Origin of the sequence: Hominimerdicola alba, assembly GCF_900109655.1 — a bacterium.
Lineage (GTDB): Bacteria > Bacillota > Clostridia > Oscillospirales > Ruminococcaceae > Hominimerdicola > Hominimerdicola alba_B.
The window spans coordinates 249,004-274,421 of the sequence record NZ_FOAT01000003.1; the positions used below are offsets into that span (position 1 = coordinate 249,004).

Sequence of the window (25,418 nt, forward strand, 5' to 3'; positions counted from 1 at the left end):
ATTCTGTATACTAATAACATTAACTATTAATACCCATTAAACGGTTGTATAATGCGATGTGTCAGAGTAAGAACCATAAACAACAATTGCATTACAGTTGATTTTTGTTATGAACTATGTTATAGTAATAATAGCACCTATCTTATCCGATTTCAAGTAAATTACTGCCACAAAACAGGACAAAACCGACACGAGACTTTTAAGTGAAAATCAGGTGATATTTATGTTTCGTATGCCCTTGGAAGCTTTTACGCAAGATGAAAATTTTCCGTTTTTTATACAGTACGGAGAACATGACGAGCCCCTTTATCTGCACGCCCACGATTCCTATATCGAACTGGTGATCGTACTGTCGGGGAGTGCCGTGCATATCGTTGACGGTGAGAAATATCCTATTCAGAAAGGAAGCGTTTTCGTCATCGCCGAGGATATCGAACACGGCTATGATGATCCGCAGGATTTTCACATATGCAACATAATGTTCCGCAAGAGGTTCCTTGATCTAAGTTCTTTTGACATAGCAGGTGCGCCCGGGTTTCAGGCTCTGTTCGTTCTTGAACCACAGCAGTCAAGAACCAAAGGCTTTACGAGCTATCTTAAACTGCTCCCCGATGAACAGCTTAATATAGAGGAAATGATCGCGGCACTTCATACCGAATATACCGTCAGGGCGGCAGGTTGGCAGACAATGGTTCGCGCGGGATTTATCCGACTTGTTGTCGAGCTTTCACGAATGTATGATACGAACCGCATCGAAAACGACGCAGGCATTGTAAAGCTTGCGCCTGCCCTTGCGTATATCGAACGAAATTTTCAGGAAGAAATGACCATTACCGAACTTGCTGCGCTTACTCATTATTCAGAACGTCAGTTTCTGAGGTTGTTCAAGGAAGCGACAGGCTGCCGTCCGATGCAGTACATAACAAAACTGCGTTTACATACCGCCTGCCGTCTGTTACGCGAGACAGAGCTGTCTGTGGCGGAAATCGCTGGGCGGTGCGGTTATACCGACAGCAGCTATTTCAGCAGAGTATTTCTGCGCAAGTGCGGTATATCACCCAAAGCGTACCGAATGGATTCGGCGGCTAACAGTGCGTACTGATCTCGCGATGCATAGCTAATCCGTATGAAATTATCCGATAAAGTCGAATATTGCTTTTTATGGTTATCCCGCCAACACACCAAATTAATTGGTTTTATATCGAAACTATATGTACTTGGGGGATAACCATTTTTAGTCATGGTTATCCCTTTAATACACTACAGATAATTTACAATGCTGTCCAAATAAACAGACCTCAAAAATTGGAAAATATAGTATAATAGTGACAGAAACCGAAGGGAACTGTCGCTATGTCAAAAAGATTTCCGAAACCTGAGATCACACTTGATGGGATATACTCAAAGTTCGCAGATGAAAGTTTTTGTAAGGGTTTTCTGCTTGATATCCGCTTTGAAAAGGGCTTTGCCTGCCCGTTTTGCGGTGGCTCTGAGTACCGCAGGATAAGGTCACGCCATCTGCTGCGCTGCAAGTTCTGTAAAGCAGATATATCCGCCACAAACGGAACTTTTATGCACAGAACACATATTCCGCTCAGACTGTGGATAGTCACCGCATTCCTCATTATGAGCAACAAATGAAGCGCTTCTGCTGTTACGCTGATGAGGTCTTTAGGTGTGACCTACAAGACAGCCTGGTACATCCTTCATCGCATCAGAAAAGCTATGAAATGCTGTGAAGAACGCTATTTGCTCAACGGGATCGTTGAACTTGATGACACGTATCTCGGTGCTCCGACTCACGGTAAAAAGCGCGGCAGAGGTACTGAAAAAGTCAAGATGATCGTAGCTTTATCGAAGAACGCAGCAGGAAATCCCGAGTACGTTAAAATGAGCGATGTGCCGAATTTAAAGGGCATAACTGTGGGTAGATTTGCCAGGGATAATATCCGCGCAGGCTCGAAGATCGAGAGTGATAATGCTCGAAGTTACAAGAAACCGCTGGCACAGAAATACTTCCATGTTTTTGAGACATATGATCCGACAAGTGGTCAGCTGAATTGGATGCATAAAGTTATATCAAACTTCAAAGCAATGATCATGGGAACTAACCACGGAAACGAAAAGATCCACACAGCGTTATATGCTGCCGAATACTTGTTACAAATTCAACCGTCGTAAGCTGGGAAACAGTGCGTATTTAAGGCTTTTGGCTGCTTTGGTGCAGTGATCTTACTTGTGGTGTGTTAAGGGGATAACCATAAAACAAATTACAGACTTAAAAATTTTAATTCAGTGTTTGAGAGTAGTGTAATTTTATAGGGTAGTAAAACTCACTCCCTAACAAGCGGATTTGGTGGCTAGTTTGAGAGTAGTGTAATTTTATAGGATAAGGGATTCTCTTACCCATAATAATTATCATATATGTAGTCCATCTTATCAGGAAAAAGAAGTGAAATTTTAATGGGGTGTTGCAACCGCAGCACCCCATTTGTGTATATCAAATTAAACCAATTTCAGCCTATCACTTTATAATAACATTCACAGCATTTTTGATAGCGTTTGCTGTGTCCCATTCGCCGTTCACTCTTGCCGCAATTGCTACTTTGTATGCCTTGCCGGGAGTAAGGTTTTTGGGTGAAGTATATACTGTGTCGGTTATATTCTGAGCCTGTACTCTCCACTTGCCAGCCAAGTATACAGCTATGCCGTATCTGTCAGCACCATCGACCTTATCCCAGGTGAATCTTACCTGATGATATTTCTCGCTGTATTCAACTTTTATGTTTGTGGGGTAGGTGATCTTTGTTTCTTCTTCGATAGGTAAGCGCTTGTAGGTGTTCTTGCCTTCGTTTACTATAACTGCGATCTTATAGTCGCCGCTTACTACAGTTGAGGGGTCGTTTACGTTTACCCAGCCGTCTCCGTTAGGCAGATCAGCTATTTCTTTTACTTTTTCAAAATTCTCGCCAAGAGTAAGCTTTTTCAGGCTATTACAATTAAGGAACATTTCACCGATAGAAGTTATGCTGCTTATGCTGAATTTACCCAGATCAAGTTCGGTCAAACTGCTGCAGTCAGCAAACATATACGTCATATTACCGGGATTATTTGTAGTAAAGTTACTCAGATCGATCTTAGTCAATTTGGAACATCCATTGAACATGCTATACATATTCTTGGAACTGCTTCCATCAAAACTGCTTACATTAAGTGAGGTAAGATTAGAGCATCCATTGAAGATCTTAGTCATATCCTTAACATAGCTTGTATTAAAACCACCCATATCGAGTGCAGTCAGGCTGGAACACTCATTAAACATACTGTTCATATATACAAGACTTGTTGTTTTAAATCCACTTACATCCAGCGATGTCAGTTTAGAACAGCCGCTGAACATTTTTTCCATAGTTATAACATTTCTTGTATCAAATCCGCTTATATCAAGTGTAGTCAGATTGTTACATTCATAGAACATACTCTCCATAGTTCCGACTTTGCCGGTATTGAACCCACTCAGATCAAGTGAGGTCAGACTTGCACATTCATAGAACATCCAGCTCATATCAGAAACGTTGCTGGTATCCAAACCGCTAAGATCGAGTGTAGTCAAACTTTTACAGCCGGAGAACATTGTATTCATAGTTCCAACGCGGCTTGCATCAGCTTTTGAAAGGTCAATTGAAATACAATTATTAAAACCTGAAAAGAGACTACTGCTATTTCCAGGTAAGATCGTACCATCTTCAGCTACAATGGATTTTACTTTATTTCCGTATCCATATTTAAATTTAAATTCACCTAAAACTGTACCGTATACCTCACCCCTGAGCATAAGTACACCTGTTTCTTCATCAAAAGAATAACAATCAGTCTCAAGTTCATCTGCCTGTGCTGTAATACTTTGTGTTATAACAGGCGCACCATAACTGACGGTTCCCGCTACCATACATAATGACATTACTACTGCTAAAAATTTTTTGATCTGCATAATTATGCCCTCCTTAATTAACCAAGTTAAATATATTAATATATTTAACTATCTCGGTTATTGTAGCATACAATTATTTAGCTGTCAATAGCAATATTGCCTTTTTTTCTCGATCATACACCCAAAATGCGCAAGAATACACTTAGCCACTGTCTTATGTACTCCAATAAACTACATTTATCAAATTGGAGTATCCAATTTACTGCATGGTTTTGCTTGAAGCTTATTATACTTCATTAGATTTCGGAATGTAAGCGTATACCTCCCCGCGTCATACATAAAGCCGCACAATTCATTAAACAACAAAAACGGATAGCCGCCAGATAATGACGGTCTATCCGTTTTGATATTTAAAAATATTTTGCCTAGAAAGCTATCACTTTATAGTAACAGTCACAGCATTTTTGATAGCATTTGCTGTATCCCATTTTCCGTCAACTCTGGCGGCGATAGCAACTTTGTAAGTCGTGTCGGGGGTCATGCTTTTGGGAGTAGTGTAAGAAGTATCGGTAATGCCCTTATCCTGAACCTTCCACTTGCCGGCGAGATATACAGCTATAGCGTATCTGTCAGCGCCTTCGACTTCTTTCCATGAGAATCTTACCTGGTGAGATTTCAGGTTATAGTCTTGGCTGTATTCGACTTTGATGTTGGTAGGATAGGTGGGAGTATAGGTTATATAGGTATTCTTTCCGTTATTTTTGATAACTGCAAATTTATCGTCACCGCTTACTATTCTTGTAGGAGCTTTCATATTTACCCAGACTTTGCTGTTGGGAAGTTGTGCTTTTTTGAGAACATTTTTGAAATTCTCACCAAGAGTAAGGGACTCCAGTTTATTACAAGAACTAAACATACAACTAGAACAGTACAAATCAGACTTTTCTGTAACCTTGCTTGTATCAAAACCACTTAAATCAAGTGATGTCAATTCACCGCAGCCATAAAACATATAACTAATATTTTTAACATTGCTTGTATCAAAAGAGCTTAAATTTAGTGTGGTTAGTTTTGAACACTTACCAAACATTTGGTACATATCTGTGACTTTACTTGTATCAAAACTACTTAAATCAAGCGATGTCAAGCTTTCACAGTAATGGAACATATTGCCCATAGTTGTAACTCTGCTCGTATCAAAACCACTTAAATCAAGCGATGTCAAGCTTTTACAGCAACTGAACATAGCATACATATTTGTAACCCTGCTTGTATCAAATGCAGTAACATCAAGTGAAGTCAATTTGAAACAGCCAAACATGAAACTCATATCTGTAACTTTGCTTGTGTTAAATTTGCTTACATCAAGTGATGTCAATTCGTTACAGCCACTGAACATATCACTCATATTTGTAACCCTGCTTGTATCAAATCCGCTTACATCAAGTTTAGTTAGGCTAGAACAATAAAAGAACATACCGCTCATATTTTTAACATTACTTGTATCCGCATTTGAAAGGTCGATAGAAGTACAATTTGTATAATTATAAAAAAGATTTTTGCTGTCTTCAGGAAGAACTGTTCCTTTTTCAGCTGTGACAGATTTAACACGATAGCCATACTTATTGTTAAATTTACGCAAAACATCACCATCAACCGTACCGCTAAGCGTAAGCCTGCCTGTTGTTTGGTTAAATGAAAAACCGTTTGTTGCTGAATCGGCTGCCTGCGCAGTTATGCTCTGTGTTATAACAGGCGCACCATAACTGACAGTTCCTGCCACCATACAAAGTGACATCACTACTGCTAAAACTTTTTTTAACTTCATATTTATGTCCTCCTGAATTCTAGTGCCGAAACGGCAATATATCAATGTTTTCCAAAGATATGATAGCACACATCATTATTAATGTCAATAATTGCGATACAATTTCTTAATCATTCGTTACTTATCTATATTAGAAGATCATATTAATGTATATTTTGGTCAAAGGATTCATTCCGGTATCATCGGTCAGATTTTTCATGCCTGATCCACATCTAAAATGCATACCTATTTTTATTTATTACTGTTCTAATCTACACTATAATTTGTTATCCCTGTGATTTCTTTCATTCCATCAGCTGCCTTAAAACCCTCCCCCTGTCATTCACGAACATCTTAGTTATGATATAGCTCTCGGTGTCCTCATATCTGCACGGACGCAGTTCATCGTCAAAATTCAGTATCTCCACATCGGGAAAACCCAGCAGTATCGGCGAGTGGGTCGCTATGATAAACTGCGAGCCCTCATTAACACAGCGGGCTATCTCCAGCAGAAGCGTCAGCTGTCTTTGGGGAGATAGGGCAGCTTCGGGCTCGTCCAGGATATACAGCCCGTTTGGCTTGAAGTTCGTCTGTGCCAGCTGCAAAAAGCTCTCGCCGTGGGAATGTTCGTGGAAATGCTGAGGATATTTACTCAGCCTGCCATACTCCTCCTCAGCAGTAGCAACATTGTAGAAGCTCTCCGCCCGCAGAAAATATCCCCAGTTTGCTTTCTTATATCCCTTTGAAAGCGTCAGCGCATCGCAAAGTTCCGAGTGCGAATCAAAAGTCGAAAAGTTGTAATTCTTGGTACCGCCCTCGGGATTGAACCCATAACCCACAGCGATAGCTTCCAGCAAAGTTGACTTACCGCTGCCGTTTTCGCCCACAAAAAATGTCACGGCATTGTGGAATTCGAGTTCGGTAAGCGCAGCAATAGACGGTATCTTACGCAGGTAGCTGTTTTCATAGATCGAACCCCAGTCGATGCTGAGGGAGCGTATGTAAAGGTCGAAGTTGTCGAGCATGGTATTAGCTCCTTTTTCACTTCAAATCAAACGCACACTCGTCATCCGTCCCCGTAAGTTCAGCCCAGCGGGCGGAGAGGAGTTTGGCATAATAGTTCTCCATCAGACCGTAGCTTCCCAGCGAATAGCCGTCATTCACTTCGATGAGAACAGTCTTTCCGTCCGCTGTCACACCGAAGTCAATCGCATATCCCGCAGGGGCATCTGTGAATTCTTTGATCGCATTTTCTATCACCGCAGGGTCGTAATGCAGCCGCCAGTCGCCCTTGTACCTGCGCACATCCAGTATATTCCCGTACCTAACGAACACGCGCCATTCCGCACGAAGATCAAGTATCTCGCTGCAAGTCACTGGGACATCTGTGCCATATGTGCCGCAGCCGATAAGGTCTTTCGGACTTCTGACCACAACTCCCGTGAACTTTTTATCCTCAACAGGCTTCACGAAAACAGGCCAAAGTTCGGGGTGAGTGTTGATGGTGTTTATCGTCGAAGTCCATATCTTCCTACCCAGATATTTCTTTATAGACTCGGGATGATCTATCTCGGGGGTTATAATACCGATATCGTACAAACGGTCGCGGACATTGTTTACATACCCCACGATGATATCTTCTTTATTGCTGTTTTTCAGTTCTGACTGTTTTGAAAACGGTACTATCTCAAAGCCCATCTGAAAAAAGCCTTCGTAGGCACTGTAGAAATTATGGCTGTGAGGGATACCGTTTGGTTTTGATTGAATGTATACTTTCATGGTTTTTACTCCTTTCGCTTTTTCCTGACTATCGTTTTTCCGAAATCATCGCCTGTGCCATACATACCGCTTTCGATCTTTCCGTCCTTGACAACTTCAAGCACACCCGATGCTATCATGCAGCGTATCCTATACAGAATAAATGTCAGCATAAGCGGCATTTCGTCCCAAAGTTCGGGATAGACCATTATTGTCTGCATTTCTTTATCGCCTATAACTTCGAGTATCCGTTCATCGTAGCTATCCTCAGGCAGACTCACGATCCTGCCATTTGAATACATTCTGAGTTTGGTATTCTCCTTTTTCAGACGTTCAAGTTCAGCGAGATATTTGCTTCTTTCTTCATTCGTCAGCAGATGCATTTCGGGACGAAACAGAAATTCACAATCGCAATTTGTATACATATCAGGGCAAGCCTCTGTGTAATCACAAAGGTAGATAACAGCCCCTTTATCAGTCAGCCACTCGACAAAAGCCAGCATAGCAAGATATTCATCAGCTTCCTTTTCGGAATACCAGATACACACGCTGTTGTCTTCCTTTAATGCCTTTTTCAGTCTGCGGATACTTTCCGCCACACTATCAACAAGTTCTTCAAAATACGCACCATATATCTCACGCCTTGAACTGACAGAAAAGGGTGTTCTTATATCACCTGCATAAAGCTGAAGATGTACACTTAATATTGTTCTTCTATCCAAACACAGTTTTCTTTCCTTTGAACATGCTATGCCTGCAATAAACTCATCTGAAAACAGATTTATCATACCGACACCCCTTTTCAAATACGATTTGTTTCTCCTATTATATCACACATTTCTAAGTTTGTGGTAACTATTTTCGGACTTTTCCCTTTTTGAAAGAAAAAAATCACACAAAAATATCTTCTGACAATTGTGCATTCAGCTATTATCACATCTCGGCGAGAAGTACAAATATGTAATTTTGCGAATGAACCGATGTTGAGGTCAATAACCTTCAACTCCATGTTAGGGCATATGAAATATACAAATAGTACAGTATCTTGAAAGCGGCATAAACTATGTTAATGAAACATCAGATCATAATATCATATAATTCTATGAGGGATATTGCGAAAAGGCTACATATCAAGGTAAAAATTGACTTATGTGCTGAAAAATGATATAATTGGTTTATATGGAAAAAATCATTAATTCAGAAAATATGATTCAGGTCGTTCTGTGACGGCATATATTGAAAATCATCTCACTCATTAGCAATACAGATCATGTTACCAAATGAAAGGAATTGATACAAATGGCGATGAAGTTTCCAAATCTTGAACAGAGAATGCTGAGATCGGGTTTTGGCAGGGATATAACTGCAACTGCGCTTGAATGGCTGGATATCAGCAAGGAACGTGATATGTCTATTTTGGATTCACTGACGGTGCAGGATATAGATATAGGGGATAATGATATAGGTGACTATCGTCATGCTTTCAGGCAAGATGTGATACCTCTTGGCAGCGAGGAACTTTACCGCAGGATCATACTCCTAAGCTACAGGCTGCTCGATTGTGAGGCTCATAGGTTGACAATGCCGCTGAAATGGGATATGACAACCATAAATGATTCAAGTTTCAGAAGTATGGCAATAGAAACCATGAAAGAGGTCTGGGGCGATGAGGCTGAGGCAAGGTCATTTTCGGTACACTTTTCGGCGTTTTATTACCATAGGGGATTTATCCGCGATGATTTCCCGAAGGAGCCCGAAATGTATATTAAAGCGGCTGAACTGACTTCGGAAAATGCTTATGCCATAAAGCTGATGCTGTGCGCAAACGCTCTGGAATATATGCCGCTGCCCGAGGGCGAAAAGATTTCCGATGAAGCGCAGAGGGCGATAGCCGTGATCAATGATATAATGAATAGTGATATTGCAAAGGACGATGTATATCTTCTTACGGCACTTGCGCCTGCTATCTTTTTCGATGAACATATAAAGGCACATTTCAACAAATATGCCTCTGAAAAAGCAAGTGCCATTTACAACTGCATCTGGGAATATAATAAAAATCCCTATCGGGCATTTGATGCGCTTTTTGCGGTTGATGGTACATTCAACAAGGAGATACTCAATAACTTACTGACGCTCCATCGTGATCCCGAAATACCTATGCATTCCGCCGCAAAAATGCAGACCGGACCATTCAAAAAACTAATGCTGGAACAGCAAGGTGTTGAGAATATGATGACGATGAATATTGCCCTGAAAGCGGTGAAGCCTGATGAGAGCATAAACGATGATGAGATAAGGAACATCGCAAGGGAAAAAACAGCCGATGTTGCAGCTTCATGCTATAAGGAAAAGGACAAGATCAAAGCCTATCTCAATGGTGAGATCTCATTTGATAAGGTATGGGCAATAATTAAAGGTACAAAACTGGGATATGATGCTCCGGCAAAATGTAAATATTTCGATATATTTGGCGAGGACGATTTCATTATACGCTGTATCGCAGTACTTGGCAGTAGTATCGGTAGATACAGCAATCATCTGTATAAAGTGACAGGATACAGCGGCAGAGATATCACAGGTATAGCAGACAAATTATTGGCTGTGGGTGCGAATATCGCTCAGGCACTTGATATTTGCGGAAATATTTCGGAGCATTACAATTCAGCGGTGGAAGATTACATAAACTGCTTTTCTGCCCATATAGACGAGATAGCTTCCGCAGATATCACAAAATGCACATCGGCGGCTAAGGGTATCGCACTGGCACTTTTCAGGAAAGACGAAAACAAGTACCGCAGGCAGATAGTTGCACTGGCGGAAGATACAGCAAAATCTGTACGCGATACCGTATCCGATATCATCACCAATCACCCCGACTGGACTGATGAAATAAAAACCCTGCTTAAATCTAAAAAATCATCGGCAAGAGATCTCGCACTTACCCTGATCGAAAGGCAAGGCGCAAAGGCATATATCCCTGAGCTAAAAAAAGCACTTTCCACCGAGAAGACCGACAAGCTGAAAGCACGTATAGGCAGTATGCTTGCGGTGGTATCGGGAGATGACAGCTCCAATGAAAAGGTTTCTGCCGAGGACATAGTAAAAGAAATGACCAAGGGTAAGAAGACTTCGAAGTTGGACTGGTTATTTAAAGAACCCCTTTCGCCTGTACACAAAAAGAACGGCACGGTTGCAGACGAAAGCTATCTAAAAGCCCTCATGCTGTGCTTTGCAAATTCCGTGGGATTGAAAGACCCGAATGCAGATATCATAGTATCCGAACTTGTACCCAATGACGTTTGCAATCTCGCGAATGAAGTCCTGAACAGGTGGCTTATTACCCCACCGGAGGTAAAACCTCAGTGGCTGGAGGCTTTTGAGGAACTGGAATATGAGTATTCCCCTACACTGTTGGCTCAGGCGAAATACAAATGGGTTCTATATTTTGCAAGCGTTTACGGTGGCAAACAGGCACTTATAATATTTGACGAGCTTATGGATTTTTGGCCACTGTGGCAGAAGGGCGCTCTCGCCAAGGAGATACCCCATGCGATAACCCTAAATGGCAGCAGCGAGTATATCATGAAAGTTGAAAAAATGTCCCGCAAGCACAGGTTCAATTCGATACGCAAGGCATCTGCGGACGCTTTGTTATGTGCTGCAGAAAAGCTGGGCATAAGCAAGGAAGAATTTGCTGACCTTATGATACCCGACCTGGACTTCGATGAGAATATGTGCCGCACTTTTGACTACGGCAGCAGGCGTTTCAAGGTGTATATCTCTCCTAAACTTGAACTCGAGATATACTGTGACGAAAAGAAACTAAAAACCATTCCGAAGCCGACAGCTGACGACGAAAAATCTCTTGCAGATGACGCATACAAGGAATTTACAGCCATGAAAAAGCAGATGAAAACCTTAGTTGCGGCACAGCTAGTGCGACTGGAAGATACCATGCGCACCGCACGCAGCTGGTCTTCTCAGAACTGGAAAAAGCTTTTCGTTGCAAATCCTATAATGCACCGTTTTGCAATTGGTCTTATCTGGGGAACTTATAAAGATGATAAACTTGAAAAGTGCTTCCGATATCTTGATGACGGCAGCTTCACTACCGTTGATGACGAAGAATTCACCATACCCGAAAATGCAAAGATAGGGCTCGTTCACCCTGTTGAACTCACTGATGAGGAACTTTCAGCATGGAAGCAGCAGCTCAAAGACTACGATATCATACAGCCGTTCCCGCAGCTCGGCAGGAACATATTCAAGCCGACAGACGAGGAAAAAAGCAGTGAATGTATTGAACGTTTCAATGGTCGGGTAATGAAGACAATCGAGCTTGCAGGTGCAATGAGCAAAATAGGCTGGAGCAAGGGTACTGCAGGTGACGGCGCAATGATCGATGAATTTCTACGTGAGGATATTTTTGCGAGAAACAATGGCATAAAGGCGAGTCTGATGAATTCGGGCATGAGTGTTGAGATATACAGGAACAAAGAAGATGATGTTACCATAGAAGGACTCTATTTCTACAAACTTCCTGGTAATGAGAGCATTACCATTAATGAGCTCAGTGACAGATATTTCAGCGAGATAATGTACCAGCTGAGCAAGGTGTTCGTGTGATATAGTGCTCTGAGGGATATCTCGAAGATGTAATAAATAAAGTATAACAGCTGCTGTGCAGGAATGAATTTTCCTGCATAGTAGCTGTTACTCTATGCCACAATTCACTGCAGCCCATGTGCAGGACTTATTTTTAATCATAATCCTTTTTTGTTCGCGCGCTTATCAAAATTGATAAAATCAACGAAACCCAAAAGTCCGAAATGCGCTTTTTTAGATTCTCAAACAAATGTTCTTTCGCTCTATTGACAAACTTATGTTCGATATGATATAATTTAATCATCGAACAACAGTTCGGTAATCTTCAGCATCATGATGCAAATATTTTAACCAAGAATATTACGCCGAGTTCACGCCTGATCGGCAGAAGCGTTTTGGTGTATCATATTGTTCCGAAAGCAGCTGTTTATAGGTATAATCTGCTGGCAGTATTTGCTATTTGCAAAGCAAGTATAGAAAGAGGTGCATACTTTACCACTTTCTTCCAGATCGCATTCCTCCCACCGCGATCCGGCTGTTAAGGGGGACCCGTGACCCTTAACAATACTCTAATGCAAACGTAAATATATGAAATCCGCGTAATATTCAGCAGATGTTACTTAATGCCATGATAATGAGTAATACCAAAATTAAAAAATGATATGATCGTACTTCGGTCAAGGGGTGATTTCTATGTTTTAGTACCTGCTGTTCGGGCAGATTTTCCGAACACCGTACCGACCAAAAGTTCAGAATGAAAGGAAGATGCTATGTCTAAAAAGATCACACTCGAAGAAAAGATGGAGAAGCGCAACAAGCTGAAAGCTCGTATCGACAAGAACCTTGAAGATATGAAGCCGACCTACAAAGCCTATGAAAAGCTCGAAAAAGAGATCAATGCTGAGCTTGAAGAGATCAAGCAAAAAGAAAAGAACAAGATCTACGAGCACGTAATGTCACTTTTCGGGTACTCACTTTCTTCCGAAGATTTCATCAAAAAGTTCGACAGGATAATGAACGACAACCGAAACCGAGGTTTTATCGAGCAGCTGAAACACGATCAGGCTGAGCGGGATAAACTCAAAAACGAGCAGGTCAAGCAGAACATCGACGCTAAAAATACTCCCGGTAGTTCGCCTTGTCCGGGTGAAAATGTTACTGCTGACCCGAAATCATGATCCGAAGTTTTGCCAGCTTCGGCAGATAAAACTCCTTATATTTTGCACTAAAATATCATCTCCGTGCATACCTGCCGTAATGCCTTGACGGCAGGAGCTGATTCAGCGGAATTGCCACCAGCCGAAACAGCACTTCACCTCCTTTCAAACCGAAAGGAGAAAATGATTTGAATACAAACTACGAGAACAAAAGGAACGAAAATACATCGAATAAAACTGACACCCTTTCCAATAATACTAGAAAAGGAGTCGGTGATATGAGAGAAAAGAAAGACAAAAAAGCTGAGCTTGCACTGAAAAAGCAGACTCTTGAAGCATGGGCTAACCTGCTGTACAAGGAGGGTATGATCGACATTGAGCGGTGCAGCCGCATGGTGGAAGCGATCGGCAAGCTGAAAGCATAAAAGAAAATGACCGCTGTTATCCGGCGGTCATTTTACTATGATGATTCTGTTTTTGATGTGCGGTACTGAGATCATTTTACCATGCAGTTCATTACAACGTTTATCATCATTTCCTTTTCCGAGGGCTTGGATTCGGCTATCATTATGGTGAGAGCTGCAAGCGTCTGATCGGATATAGCCTTTTCCGTTTTTTCATCGTCCAGAAATAATGCATGGTTCTTGTCTAGAAAATACAAAAACATTGCTGCGGCTATACGCTTGTTTCCATCGGAAAAGGAATGGTTCTTGGTGACAAAGTACAGCAGGTTCGCCGCTTTTTCTTCAAGGGTGGGATATATCTCAACTCCCGCAAATTCCTGATAGATATTGGCAATACTTCCCTTGAATGAATCGTCCTTTTCGTTGCCGAAGAGCTCGCTGTCTGATGCAAACTTCATCTCGTTTATGACCTTTCTGCACTCATCATAACCGAGAACATACACCGCTTTGTTGCCCGAGGGCTTCTTCAATGTCTGGTGATCGTAATCATCAAGCAGATCGAGTGCCTTGTTGAACTTCTCGATAACAGACAGCACCTGCTTTGCATCCAGCTGATTTTCTGCACGTTTCATAATGCGTATGACCTCACCTATCTGTTCTATACGCTTATTGTTTACAGCATAGCCACGCATTATGTAATCCTTCAGCACCTTGTTCGCCCATTTGCGGAATTCAACGCCCCGCTTGGATTTTACACGGTAGCCTACGGAGATTATCACGTCGAGATTATAGTATTCGATATCTCTCGAAACCTCACGTTCACCCTCGGTTTGAACTGTTGCAAATTTTGCAACAGTTGCATCTCGTTCAAGCTCACCTTCGTTAAAAACATTTTTAATGTGCCTTGATATCGTTGATTTATCACGTCCGAAAAGTTCGGTAAGCTGTTCGAGGGACAGCCACACCGTTTCTCCGTCCATATTCACATTAAGTGTAACACAATGATCCGGGGTCTCGAACAAGATCAGTTCATTTTCTTTCATATTCTCCACCGTCCTTATTACTGTGTATTATATCATAAAGACCGGTATAATACAAGTCTTGACTTTTTTGCAAGTCTGTGCTAAAATAATATTGGTACGGATAAATCATTATTTTTTAAATTTACCGAGGTGATACAATGGATATTTATTCCGCTGCAAACAAAATGAAGATGGAGCGCAAGACCATCTTTGACCTGGATATAAAAGTAACTTTCTATGCGCGAGTTTCAACCACCCGCGATGAGCAGGAAAACTCTATCGAGAACCAGATAAACTTCTTCACCGACATGATAAAGAACAACCCTCACTGGACTTATGTTGAGGGCTATGTTGACCGTGTGCGCGGCGAATCTGCTGAAAACCGTGCGAACTTTATGCGCATGATAGAGGACGGCAAGGCAGGGGTCTTCGACCTTGTGCTGACTAAGGAAGTCAGCCGTTTTGCCAGAAATACCGTTGACAGCCTAACCTATACCCGCGAACTTCTGCGGGCAGGCGTGGGCGTATTCTTCCAGAATGACAACATCTGCACTATCGACACTGACTCTGAACTTCGCCTTACGATAATGTCAAGTATAGCGGCAGACGAAGTCCGCAAGCTGAGTGAGAGAGTGCGCTGGGGACACAAGCGGTCAATCGAGAGCGGAAATGTTCTGGGCAACAACAGGATATTCGGTTATGACAAGGACGACTGCAAGCTGGTCATCAACGAAAAAGAAGCTGAAATGGTCAGGCTGATATTTGAGCTTTACTCCACAGGAAAGTACAGCTCGCGAAAGATACAGAAACTGCTTTATGATAAAGGCTACCGCGGACGAAACGGCACAGAGATACACCACAACACGATAACGGGCATAATATCCAACCCGAAATACAAGGGCTGGTACTGCGGCAACAAGGTAAAAGTCACGGACTACCGCACAAGGGAACAGCGCTTTCTGCCTGAGGATGAATGGGTGATGTACAAGGATGAAACGGGTGAGGTCGTGCCTGCCATCGTCAGCGAAGAGATATGGGAAAAGTGCAACGTTATTCTTCGTGAGAGAAGTCAGGCGATAAAAAGCCGAACTCGTTCTTTCAAGGATAAAAGCGTGTTCACGGGACTGATATGGTGCAGGGCTCACAATGTCCCCTACTGGCGGACAAGTTATTCAAACTCGGTGGAAAAGGGCGAACCTGTATATCAGTGGATATGCTCTGAGAAAAAGCGCTCGGGTGCGAAGTCATGTTCATCATTCTCAATCATGGAAAAAGACCTTTACCTGATGCTCTCCGATCATTTCAAACTGGTGGCTGAGCATATCGAAGAATATGTGGCAGACTTCCTGAAGATCTACAAAGAGACCAATGCCGAGAAGAACACCGTGAAGCAGATAAACGAGCTGAAAGTTCAGCTTGAAAAGGAAAAAGCCAAGCGTGAAAAACTCCTTGACCTTTACACCGAGGACGCTATCAGCCGCGATGAATTCAAAAAGCGCAATGACAATGCCAACGTGCTGATATCTCAGCTGGAAGAGGACATCTCCGAGCTTGAAAAATCAGCCGCTGAGAAAGTTGACTATGTTTCTGAGCTTAAAAAAATAGAAGAATATTTTAATACTATGTACTGTCCAGAAGGAGATATGACAAAGGAACAAGTTGACGAACTTGCCCGCACGATCATCGACAGGATAGACGTAGTTCCCACGAACAAAAACAGCATGAAACTCGAAATAAAGCTGAAAACAGGGCTTTCCGAGGACATCACCTATGTCCGCACTGGGGAAAGGTATGCACGTCGTTCAGGACCCATCAGCAAGAAGATGATCGATGCCTACAAGACAGGCAGCAGGAACTGATCTACCCCGCCCCAAGCGGGCGGATACATAAAGCCGCGCAAGTCATCACGACCTGCACGGCAATTTTTATCTTACTTCAAAAGCACATGAAAAATCGGGCATTCAGAGACTTTTTTGCTGTCTGTTCAGGTGGGCATTTAGGCACTTTTTAATGCTAAATGTTTTTGCGCGATTAACCATTAGTTTAATTTATAGTTGAACATATCACATTAAATAACATCTGAAAAGCCATATTTAAGATTTTGCCAATGTTCATATTCTTATAGAGAACTACGTATTCTGCATTACTTGTTATGACGGATAGATAGTGAGTGTATAAATTCCCACACCCCCAAAAACGGATAGCCATCCAACAAGCGAACAGCCGCATGAGATTATGATCTCTCACACGGCTGACACAGCCGTTAAAAAATGCATCATGTATAGTAAACGATATAAGAAATTGCACTTTGGGAACAAGTAAAAGTTTGATATATGCTTTTGCGAGGTTCGCAAAGCAGCAATTTCAATATTGATTAATATAACACTCTTATTTTACTTCGGAACCGCCCCATTCAACAACTGTGAAGCCTTTTCTTTCAAATGTGGAAAGCTCCTGCGGTTCAATGTCCACAGCATCTTCAAGAGATGTATATGTCATGAATACGCGCAGCATACTGTCGGGTTCAGGGGTGATGTTAAGCTTTGCGGAATCTGTATATTTATCACTCTGGAAGGAAATGAGATTATACTTGTTATGCTCCATTTTGGGTAGCCAATATACGATGAACTCATTCATCTCATCTTCGGTCAGACCCATATAGCTGAGTTTTTCTTTGAGGAAATTCTCGGTATCACTGCCCGCTACACAGAATCCCTTTGAAAAATCAAATTCTGTACGGCAGTTTACAGCATCCCAGAACAGGTATCTGTGATGAGTGCCGTCAGCCTTGTTCACAAGTGAACCGTCAGGCTTAGCAACTACATCCCATCCGTTGTTGTACTTAGGATAGGTAGTAGAAAGATCTGCCTCAGTTAGCTCGACTTCAACATGAACGTCTGTCTCATTTTCGGGATAGAGGTAGATAACAGGCTTAGCAACATATTGAGATCTAATTTGGATCTGTCTTTCGCCAAATTCATTCACGACCTGTACCCAGCCGCACTTTCCCTTATACTCTGTAAATGCCCAATTATTGTTATTATTCATAACGCCGAGTTCCTGAAGGTAAGTTTTTCCGGGGATCGTTGTAACTTTACCGTAGCTTGTATCGGGTCCGAGATACATAGTGATCTCATCGGCGATAACATATAAGTCCGGACTATATTTGACTTCTCTGTCAGGCTTGACATAGGAATTTTTGATGGTACAGGTCACAGCATTTTTGATAGCGTTTGCAGTATCCCATTTGCCGTTCACTCTTGCAGCAATAGCTACTTTGTAGGTCATGCCTGTGGTGAGATTCTTGGGAGAAGTGTAAACAGTATCAGTTATGTTCTGTGCCTGAACTTTCCACTTGCCTGCAAGATATACAGCTATACCGTATCTGTCTGCACCTTCAACTTTGTTCCATTTAAATCTCACCTGATGGTATTTCTCGCTGTATTCAACCTTGATGCTTGTGGGGTATGTTTCTTCTTCGATAGGTAAGCGCTTGTAGGTGTTCTTGCCACTGTTTTCTATAACTGCATATCCACCGATACCGCTTACAACAGTTTCGGGATCATTAGAATTTACCCAGCCTTCGCCGTTGGGAAGCTTTGCGTTATTTCTTATGTTCTTGAAATTTTCACCCAGAGAAAGGGTTTTTAGCTCGGTACAATTATCGAACAGTTTGTCCATATCAGTGACCTTACTTGTATCAAAAGTGCTTATATCAATCGTTTTAAGTTCAAAACAATCCTTGAACATCCGGCTGATATCTGTGATATTGCTTGTGTCAAATCCGCTTAGATCGATCGATATCAAACTTGAACAACCCTCAAACATGGAATATAAATACCTAACATTTTTTGTATCAAAACCTCTTACATCAAGTGAGGTAAAGCCTGAACAACCCTCGAACATTCCGCTCATATCTCTAACTATGCTTGTATCAAAATTGCTCAGGTCAAGAGTTGTCAGGTTGGTACAATCACTGAACATATTTCTCATACTTGTGACGTTACTTGTATTAAAATTGCTTATATCAAGCGTGGTCAAACCTTTACAGCCACTGAACATATTGTTCATATATGTGACTTTTCTTGTATAAAAACTGCTCAGGTCAAGCGAAGTCAAGCTTTCACAGTCGTAGAACATACCGTTCATATATGTAACATTGTATGTGTTAAAATTGCTAAGATCAAGTTCATTCAAACTTTCACAAAACACAAACATATCAGACATATTTTTAACATTGCTGGTATCCGCATTTGAAAGGTCTATGGAAGTACAATTAATAAAGTCCATAAACAGACAGTGACTGTCTTCCGGTAAAACAGTTCCTTTTTCAGCTACAATGGATCTTACATTAAATTTGTAACTATGATCTAATCCACGTAAAGCATTACCGTCAACTTCGCCGCTAAGTGTAAGCACACCTGTTTCTTCATCAAAAGAATAACACTCTGCCTCGGCAGCAGCTTCTGCCTGTGCTGTGATAGTCTGTGTGATAACAGGCGCACCATAGCTTACAACACCTGCTGTCATACAAAGCGACATCACTACTGCTAAAATTTTTTTCATCTGCATAATTATGCCCTCCCGATCAATATAATATAGAATATTATAACACGCACAAATTCTATTGTCAATATTTTTGACATATTCGCTTAATCATTTGTCAATTGTCTATAAGAGAAAATATTATTATTGTATATTTTGGTCAAAGCATTTTTTGATCATCAATCAGTTAGATTTTTCATGCATGATCGTATCCGATAATGTATAAGAGTATCAAAAAACAAACACCATACTTCAAACATAAAGTTGCTGAGTTTTACCAGATATAAATGTAATACCCCGAAGTATTTTATCGCTTCAGGGCATTTAATTTTTGTTTTAAAGTATCCGTCAAACCTTCTGCGTCTCCTGACAAAGGAACAGGCATGCATATGTAGGCATAACAAGATCAAAGTTGTTGTCATATAAAAAACGCAAATCTGTTTGTATGACAGATCTGCGTTTATTATGTATGATTTAGATCACTGTACCGTATTAAATCTGACGAAGGTCAACTTTGTCAGCCCAGATTGCAGCTTTTTTATGATAGTAAATACGGAATTCAAGTTTGTGACTGGAATTAGTGTTGTTGAAGTAAATATTGAAATCCTGCCATGTCTCTGACTGGAAGAAATCGCTTCGGCGAATATCCATTTTTGCAAGTTCTTTTCCGTTATTTGAATTATCAGCAACTTGAATTGTACATACAACCTCGTCCATAAACCTATTATTCAGATTTGTATAAACTTTATCTGTATTGAAATCGGTTTTAAGTCTGAAAACTACTGCTTTCTGACCAGTGGAATACTTTTCATAAGGACCGTATACCATCCAGCCCTCCGCCATACTAACATTAGCATGCCATGCATCGCCGTCGCGACGACCAAGTTTGTGCGGACTCAGTTCACACTGAAGTGTTCTCTGTAACGAACCGGGCTGAAATTTTCTGAACTGGTTAGGACAACGATCGTTGTGTGTCATATCTTGGATATATTCTTTAACTTCCTGATAATTGGTAGTAGCACCATCCTTCAGAGTGGAAGGCAGCTGAAGTACCTTACATGGGTCAATGTTTCTGGACATACGCTCGCTTGGGCCCGGGAATCCAGCTACACGTTTAACCTGGAAATCGAGATGGTAACTTCCGGGGGAATCAGTATCACCGGTCAAGCCGATTATATCTTTTTGTTTTACTGTCTGGTTTAAACTAACTTTGATTGAACTAAGATGGGAATACTGCGTGTAGATAGTATTTCCATTAATATTATGCTTAATTACGATACGGTTACCATAGCCATTACCATATTTGCAGTCAACAACTGTACCATCTGCAACAGCATATACCGATGTACCTTTTGCAGCAGAGATATCTATTGCACCGTGCTGACGACTATCAGAAAAACAACCTGTGATTGTATTATTGCTTGTAGGAAGCGGCCAAATCATTACTCGAGATCCTACCGGGATTTCTGTCTTGATCTCATTATATGCTAACGCACTAGCTACGATCGAATTTCCAAAGATCGCATTGCCTATCGTGGTGCTGCCCAGTGCAGGAGCGGATACTGAGAGAATACAGCTTGCTGCTGTCAGAGTTGTGATAACCTTCTTCTTTGCGCTTGTAAATGTTGTGTTTTTCATTTTGTTTAATTCCTTTCAATTTTGAATTTCTTTTGATCATACCGAAATGCCTTTGACATAATTCAGATTTTTTTACTTTTTCTGATCGAACTTATCGTCCGAAATGGCTGCGCAGCCGTTACTGAATTTTGTTTTTTCATTTCGTTGTTTGACTGTACTTGCAGTATAGCACACAAGGTCAACATCAGCAATTGATTCGGAATGAACTGTCAGTAAATCGGAGTGAATGGTATATTCAGCATAAAAAAACATGAAGAAAAAGCCGTGCAGACTGCGTTCGTCTGCACGGCTTTCATTTTAGCATCAGCTTTATCAGATAGCACCGCCTTTTATTCACCTGACAATGTAATATGCTCGAACTGCAATGACCATCTCTTTGCCGGGCGAATAGTACTTGATAAAATATTTACTTTATGTTATAATTATTAAAAACTTTTTCATTTGTGTTGCTACAAAATAGTTCGGAATATATCGGGGCGAAAATATGGTGCTTGAAAAATCCTGCGGAGCAATAGTTTATACAATAGAGAATGAAGAAATAGAATATCTTATTGTAGAGGAGATAAGCGGTTCTCACAGCTTTCCCAAAGGGCATATGGAAAATGAAGAGACCGAAGAAGAAACGGCACTTCGTGAGATCAGAGAAGAGACGGATCTTGAAGTTGAGCTGTTTACTGCTTTCAGAGTGAGCGAACAATATGATCCCGCGGAAAAACCCGGAGTGACCAAGCAGGTAATATATTTTCTGGCAAAATATTCAGGTCAAAAACCACGTGTGGTACGACCAAATGAGGTCAGAGCTTTGATAAGTCTGCGGCTTGAAGATGCTCTCAAAATAATGGAACATGAAAAAGAATTTCTCAAACAGGCTGATGACTATATAAAAAATAGATCTGTCAAACAGTCTGACCGGGACTGACAGGCAAAGTCAGCATAAATGATGTACCTTTTCCGACTTCACTTTCGACCCATATCTTGCCGCCGTGAGACTCAACGATGAATCTGCATATAAACAGTCCAAGACCCGTACCCGTTTCCGAATGTTTGCCTTTGTAGTATCTCTCCCAGATATGAGGCAGGTCTTCTTCCGATATACCGCAGCCCGTATCTTTTACGGTCACCTTAATCTCACTTCCCTCTTCTTCGGCTCTGATAAGGATCGTGCCGTTATGGGTATGTTTCAGGGAATTTGATATCAGGTTCACGAACACTCTCTGCATACGGGCACTGTCAGCCTGAACTTTTGGCAGGTCAAGAGGTATCCTCAGTGCAAGGCGGTTGTTGTTCTTGTTGAGTACCACGAAATACGTTTCCACCGTTTCGCGTACCAGCGCATCAAGATCGCAGGGAGAGGGGTCCAGCACAAGCCTGCCTTCCTCTATGCGAGTAGCGTCAAGTATCTGTGTGACCATCAGCGCCATTCTGTTTGCTTCAGAGGATATGCGTTTGAGCTTTTCCTTTACAGCATCGGTACTGCCGTTTTCAAGATCATACTCCGCATTCTGTGCGTATCCCGACATAGCCGCCAGCGGTGTCTTCAGTTCGTGAGAAGCATCGGAGAGAAATGTGGTCTTCATCTCGTTTATCTCCACCAGCATATCATGTTCGCTCACAACAGGATCAGAAAGCTTTTTGGAAAGCACAGCGGCTATGATGATAAATAACACAAGCACTCCCCCCACCGCAGAAAGCATCACGATGGTGTATTTTCTGAACAGCAGATCCATATTATCGTGAAGTTCTCCTATCTCCATATCGGACGCAGACTTCATCTGACCTTTCCAGTGGACGCAGGCATTGGATAACAGACCTACGCATTGACTGTGCCCTGAAAATTCGGACATATTTTTCCATACTATTATATATCCATCGCCTTCCTTTGTGTATCGGGCATCTGCAAGGTCTTTGTTGGATAACAGGTATTCTTCAAAGCTGAGTCCGTCCAGATCGTCACATTCGGTTTTTTCAAAAGTTTCAAAGGCATTCTTCACCACCGTATCGGCATCAGTGCCATGGCGTCCGTCAAAGAGATCTACCGCTGTGATGCCATCGTTATCTATAACGAAGAAAATATCCTTTGTAATATATATATCATCAAAATACGATCCGGCTCTGGTGGCGAGATAGGTGGAAATATCATCTTCCGTCACACCGCCGAATCCCTGATTCATTTCGTAACTCATCTCACGACAGTAGCAGTTCAGAATTCCCCTCATACATTCAAGGTCATCAGCGCATAGTGTGTCTGTTACCTCATCATATGCTATATCGGTGAGTTTTCCGAAATGATCATCTACCGTATCGGTGGTACGGCGGTAAACCGCCTCAAACAAGGCGGTACATATTATCATGACTGTCAGCAGACAGGTTATCAGCGCAATAAGAAGCCGACGTTTCAGCGAATGGCTTTTGGATATTTCTTTCTTCATGAGATACCCCCCTTTTGGTATATCCATTATACCATATCTCTCTGAGATTTCAACTATTATTACGAAATTGTAATTGCCAAGGAGGTCTTTTAAATGTCACATATTTTACTGGTTGAAGACGACAGCGATATAATGCAAATAAATCAATCTTTTCTAGAAAAGGAGGGCTATACCGTACACTGTGCGGACTCGGTCAAGTCGGCATCTTTCATGCTGGAGGAATGTGTCCCCGACCTTGTTCTGCTGGATATGATGCTGCCCGACGGCGACGGAATGGACTTCTGCAAAATACTTCGTCAGAAGACTCAGGCACCTGTAATATTCCTGACTGCCCGCGATGATAACGAAAGCATAGTAATGGGATTTCGCAGCGGCGGAGATGACTATATCACCAAACCCTATGACCTGAATGTACTGAAAGCCCGTATAGAAGCAAGGCTGCGCAGAGATCAGGCACAGACTTCTCAGCACCCGAAGATAGAACTCCCCTATCTTTCTATAGACCTGTTCTCGGGCACTGTCACTCTTGACGGCAACGAGTTTTCAATACCTCAGCGCGAATTACAGATACTCTATCTTCTGGCATCGCGCATCGGTTCACGCATCAGCTACCATGACATTTATAAAACCATATACGGCTGTGATGTCGAAGACAGCCGCAATACTATAAGAGTAAATATATCCCGACTGAAAAAGCATATCCAAATGGACGACATGAGCACCTATGAGATAGCTTCGACCTCCGACGGAGAATACGTTCTGAGGCGGGTAATATTCTGATTGCAGATGATGTCCTGAATTACAAAATTGTAATTGGATTACAATTCTGTAATTATGTAGCACGCCGCAGATTTTTATGCTATAATGACATTGTCAACAGGGGAACAGAGAACCCCGTATATCAAATAATTACTATTTATTTTTGGGAGGAATACAACTATGAAAAAGCAGATGATCGTTATAGCAATGATGAGTTTGATCGTAACACTCGCAGGATGCGGTGCGGTAAATGACAAGGATAAGGTAAATAACGGAAGTACTACCGAAAAGTCCACAGTTTCAGAGACCTCATCAGCAGAAGAAACAAGCTCTCAGGCTGAAAACACTACAGAAAGTTCCGAAATCAACAGCGATACTGACAGCAAGTCCGATAAGAAAGATGATAAGACAGAAAACAAAAAAGTTTCTGCGGTTGACGTATCCGAAATAGTAGGCGAATGGGCTGAATATGGCGGAGCGGCCACACGCTTCCTTACTATAAACAGCGATGCAGGCTTTGAAGTCAAGTCCGATACAGGCAGTCTTATCGCTTCGGGCACGATATCGGTAAACACCGAGAACGGCACCAAGAAATACTCTTTCAACGACAGTGAAAAAGGGCTCTGGTATGTTCCCTTTGTATATGCTCCCGTCGCAGGCACAGACTTCTTGCAGACCGAGGAAAATTCGGTATACGAGACTATACGCTTTGCAAGAAATATCGGCGATCCCGAAAATGTTGAAATCGATCACGCAGACTTTTCAGCTATTCTGGGCACATGGTTTGAAGAGGATATGGCAATAGGCAGGACCATCACGGTAAACGATGACGGAACATACATAGTAACTTTCCAGGGCGGAAGCTCGGTAAGCGGTAATGTTACTGTGAATGCGTATGATGATAATTACTATGATTTCTGCGATGACGGAGGTCTGTGGTACTCATTCTGTGTTATCGGCGAAGGCGAGGACCAGCAGCTCTACAGCCCCTCAAACGCTCTTGAAGGTGCGGTATCCTTCGGACGTTCGCCCTCCACCGCAAGTTCTTCTGGCGCTATCGACAAGATAGCAGGCGAATGGCTCCCAAATGACCCCACGATGGATTTCACACTTGTTGTAAATAACGACAGCACATATACCTTCAAATATAATGACGGCAGAACTTCATCGGGCAATATTCGTATCGAGATCAGGGACGGCGTTGAAAAGTACAACTTCCTCGATGACAACGGCGGACTTTGGTACGTTCCATTTGAGCTCAGAACAGCAGGTCAGCAGGTAGTGCTTATCACCGAAGATAATCCTGTTTATGAGCCCGTATCATTCAGCCGCTGATGATAGCAGATCATGCTGCGCAAAT

At 41.9% G+C, this 25,418-nt stretch carries 17 protein-coding genes and 1 pseudogene; 9 read left to right on the forward strand and 9 right to left on the reverse strand.

Annotated features, from left to right (window positions below; all coding sequences use genetic code 11):
- Positions 1-238 precede the first annotated feature (238 nt).
- Both BMY75_RS05210 and BMY75_RS18785 read left to right on the forward strand, forming a co-directional pair.
- Positions 239-1,102, forward strand: a complete 864-nt coding sequence (locus BMY75_RS05210) for an AraC family transcriptional regulator (RefSeq protein WP_207646258.1) — start codon at positions 239-241, stop codon at positions 1,100-1,102.
- Positions 1,103-1,353: 251 nt separating this feature from the next.
- Positions 1,354-2,230, forward strand: a pseudogene (locus BMY75_RS18785) (IS1595 family transposase).
- Positions 2,231-2,524: 294 nt separating this feature from the next.
- Here the strand turns inward: BMY75_RS18785 and BMY75_RS05220 are convergent.
- The 5 genes from BMY75_RS05220 to BMY75_RS05240 all read right to left on the reverse strand — a co-directional run bounded on the left by BMY75_RS05220 (position 2,525) and on the right by BMY75_RS05240 (position 8,218).
- Positions 2,525-3,991 (reverse strand): BspA family leucine-rich repeat surface protein, encoded by a 1,467-nt coding sequence (locus tag BMY75_RS05220; RefSeq protein ID WP_074830736.1) that lies wholly within the window; start codon positions 3,989-3,991, stop codon positions 2,525-2,527.
- Positions 3,992-4,367: 376 nt separating this feature from the next.
- Positions 4,368-5,759: a BspA family leucine-rich repeat surface protein gene (locus BMY75_RS05225; RefSeq protein WP_074830739.1), complete on the reverse strand. Its 1,392-nt coding sequence runs from the start codon at positions 5,757-5,759 to the stop codon at positions 4,368-4,370.
- Between the two features lie 284 nt (positions 5,760-6,043).
- Positions 6,044-6,763, reverse strand: a complete 720-nt coding sequence (locus tag BMY75_RS05230) for an AAA family ATPase (RefSeq protein WP_074830743.1) — start codon at positions 6,761-6,763, stop codon at positions 6,044-6,046.
- 16 nt (positions 6,764-6,779) lie between these two features.
- Complete coding sequence (locus BMY75_RS05235) at positions 6,780-7,517, reverse strand: ATP-grasp domain-containing protein (RefSeq protein ID WP_074830746.1); 738 nt, start codon at positions 7,515-7,517, stop codon at positions 6,780-6,782.
- 5 nt (positions 7,518-7,522) lie between these two features.
- Positions 7,523-8,218, reverse strand: a complete 696-nt coding sequence (locus BMY75_RS05240) for a DUF3658 domain-containing protein (protein WP_207646259.1) — start codon at positions 8,216-8,218, stop codon at positions 7,523-7,525.
- Between the two features lie 577 nt (positions 8,219-8,795).
- Here BMY75_RS05240 and BMY75_RS05245 point away from each other — a divergent pair.
- The 3 genes from BMY75_RS05245 to BMY75_RS17890 all read left to right on the forward strand — a co-directional run bounded on the left by BMY75_RS05245 (position 8,796) and on the right by BMY75_RS17890 (position 13,686).
- Positions 8,796-12,125: a DUF4132 domain-containing protein gene (locus BMY75_RS05245; protein ID WP_074830752.1), complete on the forward strand. Its 3,330-nt coding sequence runs from the start codon at positions 8,796-8,798 to the stop codon at positions 12,123-12,125.
- Positions 12,126-12,874: 749 nt separating this feature from the next.
- On the forward strand, positions 12,875-13,282 hold the full coding sequence (locus tag BMY75_RS05250) for a coiled-coil domain-containing protein (RefSeq protein WP_074830755.1): 408 nt from the start codon (positions 12,875-12,877) through the stop codon (positions 13,280-13,282).
- A 257-nt stretch (positions 13,283-13,539) separates the two neighbouring features.
- A complete protein-coding gene (locus BMY75_RS17890) occupies positions 13,540-13,686 on the forward strand; it encodes a hypothetical protein (RefSeq protein ID WP_170844250.1) in 147 nt (48 codons plus the stop codon).
- A 71-nt stretch (positions 13,687-13,757) separates the two neighbouring features.
- Here the strand turns inward: BMY75_RS17890 and rhuM are convergent, their stop codons facing one another.
- Entirely contained in the window at positions 13,758-14,708 is a 951-nt protein-coding gene (gene rhuM / locus BMY75_RS05260) for a virulence protein RhuM/Fic/DOC family protein (RefSeq protein ID WP_242940170.1), read from the reverse strand.
- A gap of 137 nt (positions 14,709-14,845) precedes the next feature.
- On the opposite strand from rhuM, the gene BMY75_RS05265 reads away from it, so the two are divergent.
- Positions 14,846-16,546 (forward strand): recombinase family protein, encoded by a 1,701-nt coding sequence (locus BMY75_RS05265; RefSeq protein ID WP_074830761.1) that lies wholly within the window; start codon positions 14,846-14,848, stop codon positions 16,544-16,546.
- Between the two features lie 529 nt (positions 16,547-17,075).
- On the opposite strand, the gene BMY75_RS05270 is transcribed toward BMY75_RS05265, so the two are convergent.
- Together BMY75_RS05270 and BMY75_RS05275 are read right to left on the reverse strand one after the other, a co-directional pair.
- Positions 17,076-19,259 carry a BspA family leucine-rich repeat surface protein gene (locus BMY75_RS05270; RefSeq protein WP_074830764.1) on the reverse strand — a complete coding sequence of 728 codons (2,184 nt, stop codon included), beginning with the start codon at positions 19,257-19,259 and terminating at the stop codon, positions 17,076-17,078.
- A 465-nt stretch (positions 19,260-19,724) separates the two neighbouring features.
- Positions 19,725-20,870, reverse strand: a complete 1,146-nt coding sequence (locus BMY75_RS05275) for a M23 family metallopeptidase (RefSeq protein WP_074830767.1) — start codon at positions 20,868-20,870, stop codon at positions 19,725-19,727.
- Positions 20,871-21,354: 484 nt separating this feature from the next.
- Here BMY75_RS05275 and BMY75_RS05285 point away from each other — a divergent pair, with 484 nt between their 5' ends.
- Positions 21,355-21,789: an NUDIX domain-containing protein gene (locus tag BMY75_RS05285; RefSeq protein ID WP_074830773.1), complete on the forward strand. Its 435-nt coding sequence runs from the start codon at positions 21,355-21,357 to the stop codon at positions 21,787-21,789.
- Here the strand turns inward: BMY75_RS05285 and BMY75_RS05290 are convergent.
- On the reverse strand, positions 21,767-23,299 hold the full coding sequence (locus BMY75_RS05290) for a sensor histidine kinase (protein ID WP_074830776.1): 1,533 nt from the start codon (positions 23,297-23,299) through the stop codon (positions 21,767-21,769). The genes BMY75_RS05285 and BMY75_RS05290 overlap by 23 nt on opposite strands.
- Positions 23,300-23,392: 93 nt before the next feature.
- Here BMY75_RS05290 and BMY75_RS05295 point away from each other — a divergent pair, with 93 nt between their 5' ends.
- On the forward strand, positions 23,393-24,079 hold the full coding sequence (locus BMY75_RS05295; RefSeq protein ID WP_074830779.1) for a response regulator transcription factor: 687 nt from the start codon (positions 23,393-23,395) through the stop codon (positions 24,077-24,079).
- A gap of 159 nt (positions 24,080-24,238) precedes the next feature.
- Entirely contained in the window at positions 24,239-25,393 is a 1,155-nt protein-coding gene (locus BMY75_RS05300; RefSeq protein ID WP_074830783.1) for an LptM family lipoprotein, read from the forward strand.
- Positions 25,394-25,418: the final 25 nt, after the last annotated feature.

Coding starts and splice junctions, on each gene's coding strand:
- BMY75_RS05220 (WP_074830736.1), bottom strand. CDS start 3,991: ATGCAGATCAAAAAATTTTTAGCAGTAGTAATGTCATTATGTATGGTA.
- BMY75_RS05225 (WP_074830739.1), bottom strand. CDS start 5,759: ATGAAGTTAAAAAAAGTTTTAGCAGTAGTGATGTCACTTTGTATGGTG.
- BMY75_RS05230 (WP_074830743.1), bottom strand. CDS start 6,763: ATGCTCGACAACTTCGACCTTTACATACGCTCCCTCAGCATCGACTGG.
- BMY75_RS05235 (WP_074830746.1), bottom strand. CDS start 7,517: ATGAAAGTATACATTCAATCAAAACCAAACGGTATCCCTCACAGCCAT.
- BMY75_RS05245 (WP_074830752.1), top strand. CDS start 8,796: ATGGCGATGAAGTTTCCAAATCTTGAACAGAGAATGCTGAGATCGGGT.
- BMY75_RS05250 (WP_074830755.1), top strand. CDS start 12,875: ATGTCTAAAAAGATCACACTCGAAGAAAAGATGGAGAAGCGCAACAAG.
- BMY75_RS17890 (WP_170844250.1), top strand. CDS start 13,540: ATGAGAGAAAAGAAAGACAAAAAAGCTGAGCTTGCACTGAAAAAGCAG.
- rhuM (WP_242940170.1), bottom strand. CDS start 14,708: ATGAAAGAAAATGAACTGATCTTGTTCGAGACCCCGGATCATTGTGTT.
- BMY75_RS05265 (WP_074830761.1), top strand. CDS start 14,846: ATGGATATTTATTCCGCTGCAAACAAAATGAAGATGGAGCGCAAGACC.
- BMY75_RS05270 (WP_074830764.1), bottom strand. CDS start 19,259: ATGCAGATGAAAAAAATTTTAGCAGTAGTGATGTCGCTTTGTATGACA.
- BMY75_RS05275 (WP_074830767.1), bottom strand. CDS start 20,870: ATGAAAAACACAACATTTACAAGCGCAAAGAAGAAGGTTATCACAACT.
- BMY75_RS05285 (WP_074830773.1), top strand. CDS start 21,355: ATGGTGCTTGAAAAATCCTGCGGAGCAATAGTTTATACAATAGAGAAT.
- BMY75_RS05290 (WP_074830776.1), bottom strand. CDS start 23,299: ATGAAGAAAGAAATATCCAAAAGCCATTCGCTGAAACGTCGGCTTCTT.
- BMY75_RS05295 (WP_074830779.1), top strand. CDS start 23,393: ATGTCACATATTTTACTGGTTGAAGACGACAGCGATATAATGCAAATA.
- BMY75_RS05300 (WP_074830783.1), top strand. CDS start 24,239: ATGAAAAAGCAGATGATCGTTATAGCAATGATGAGTTTGATCGTAACA.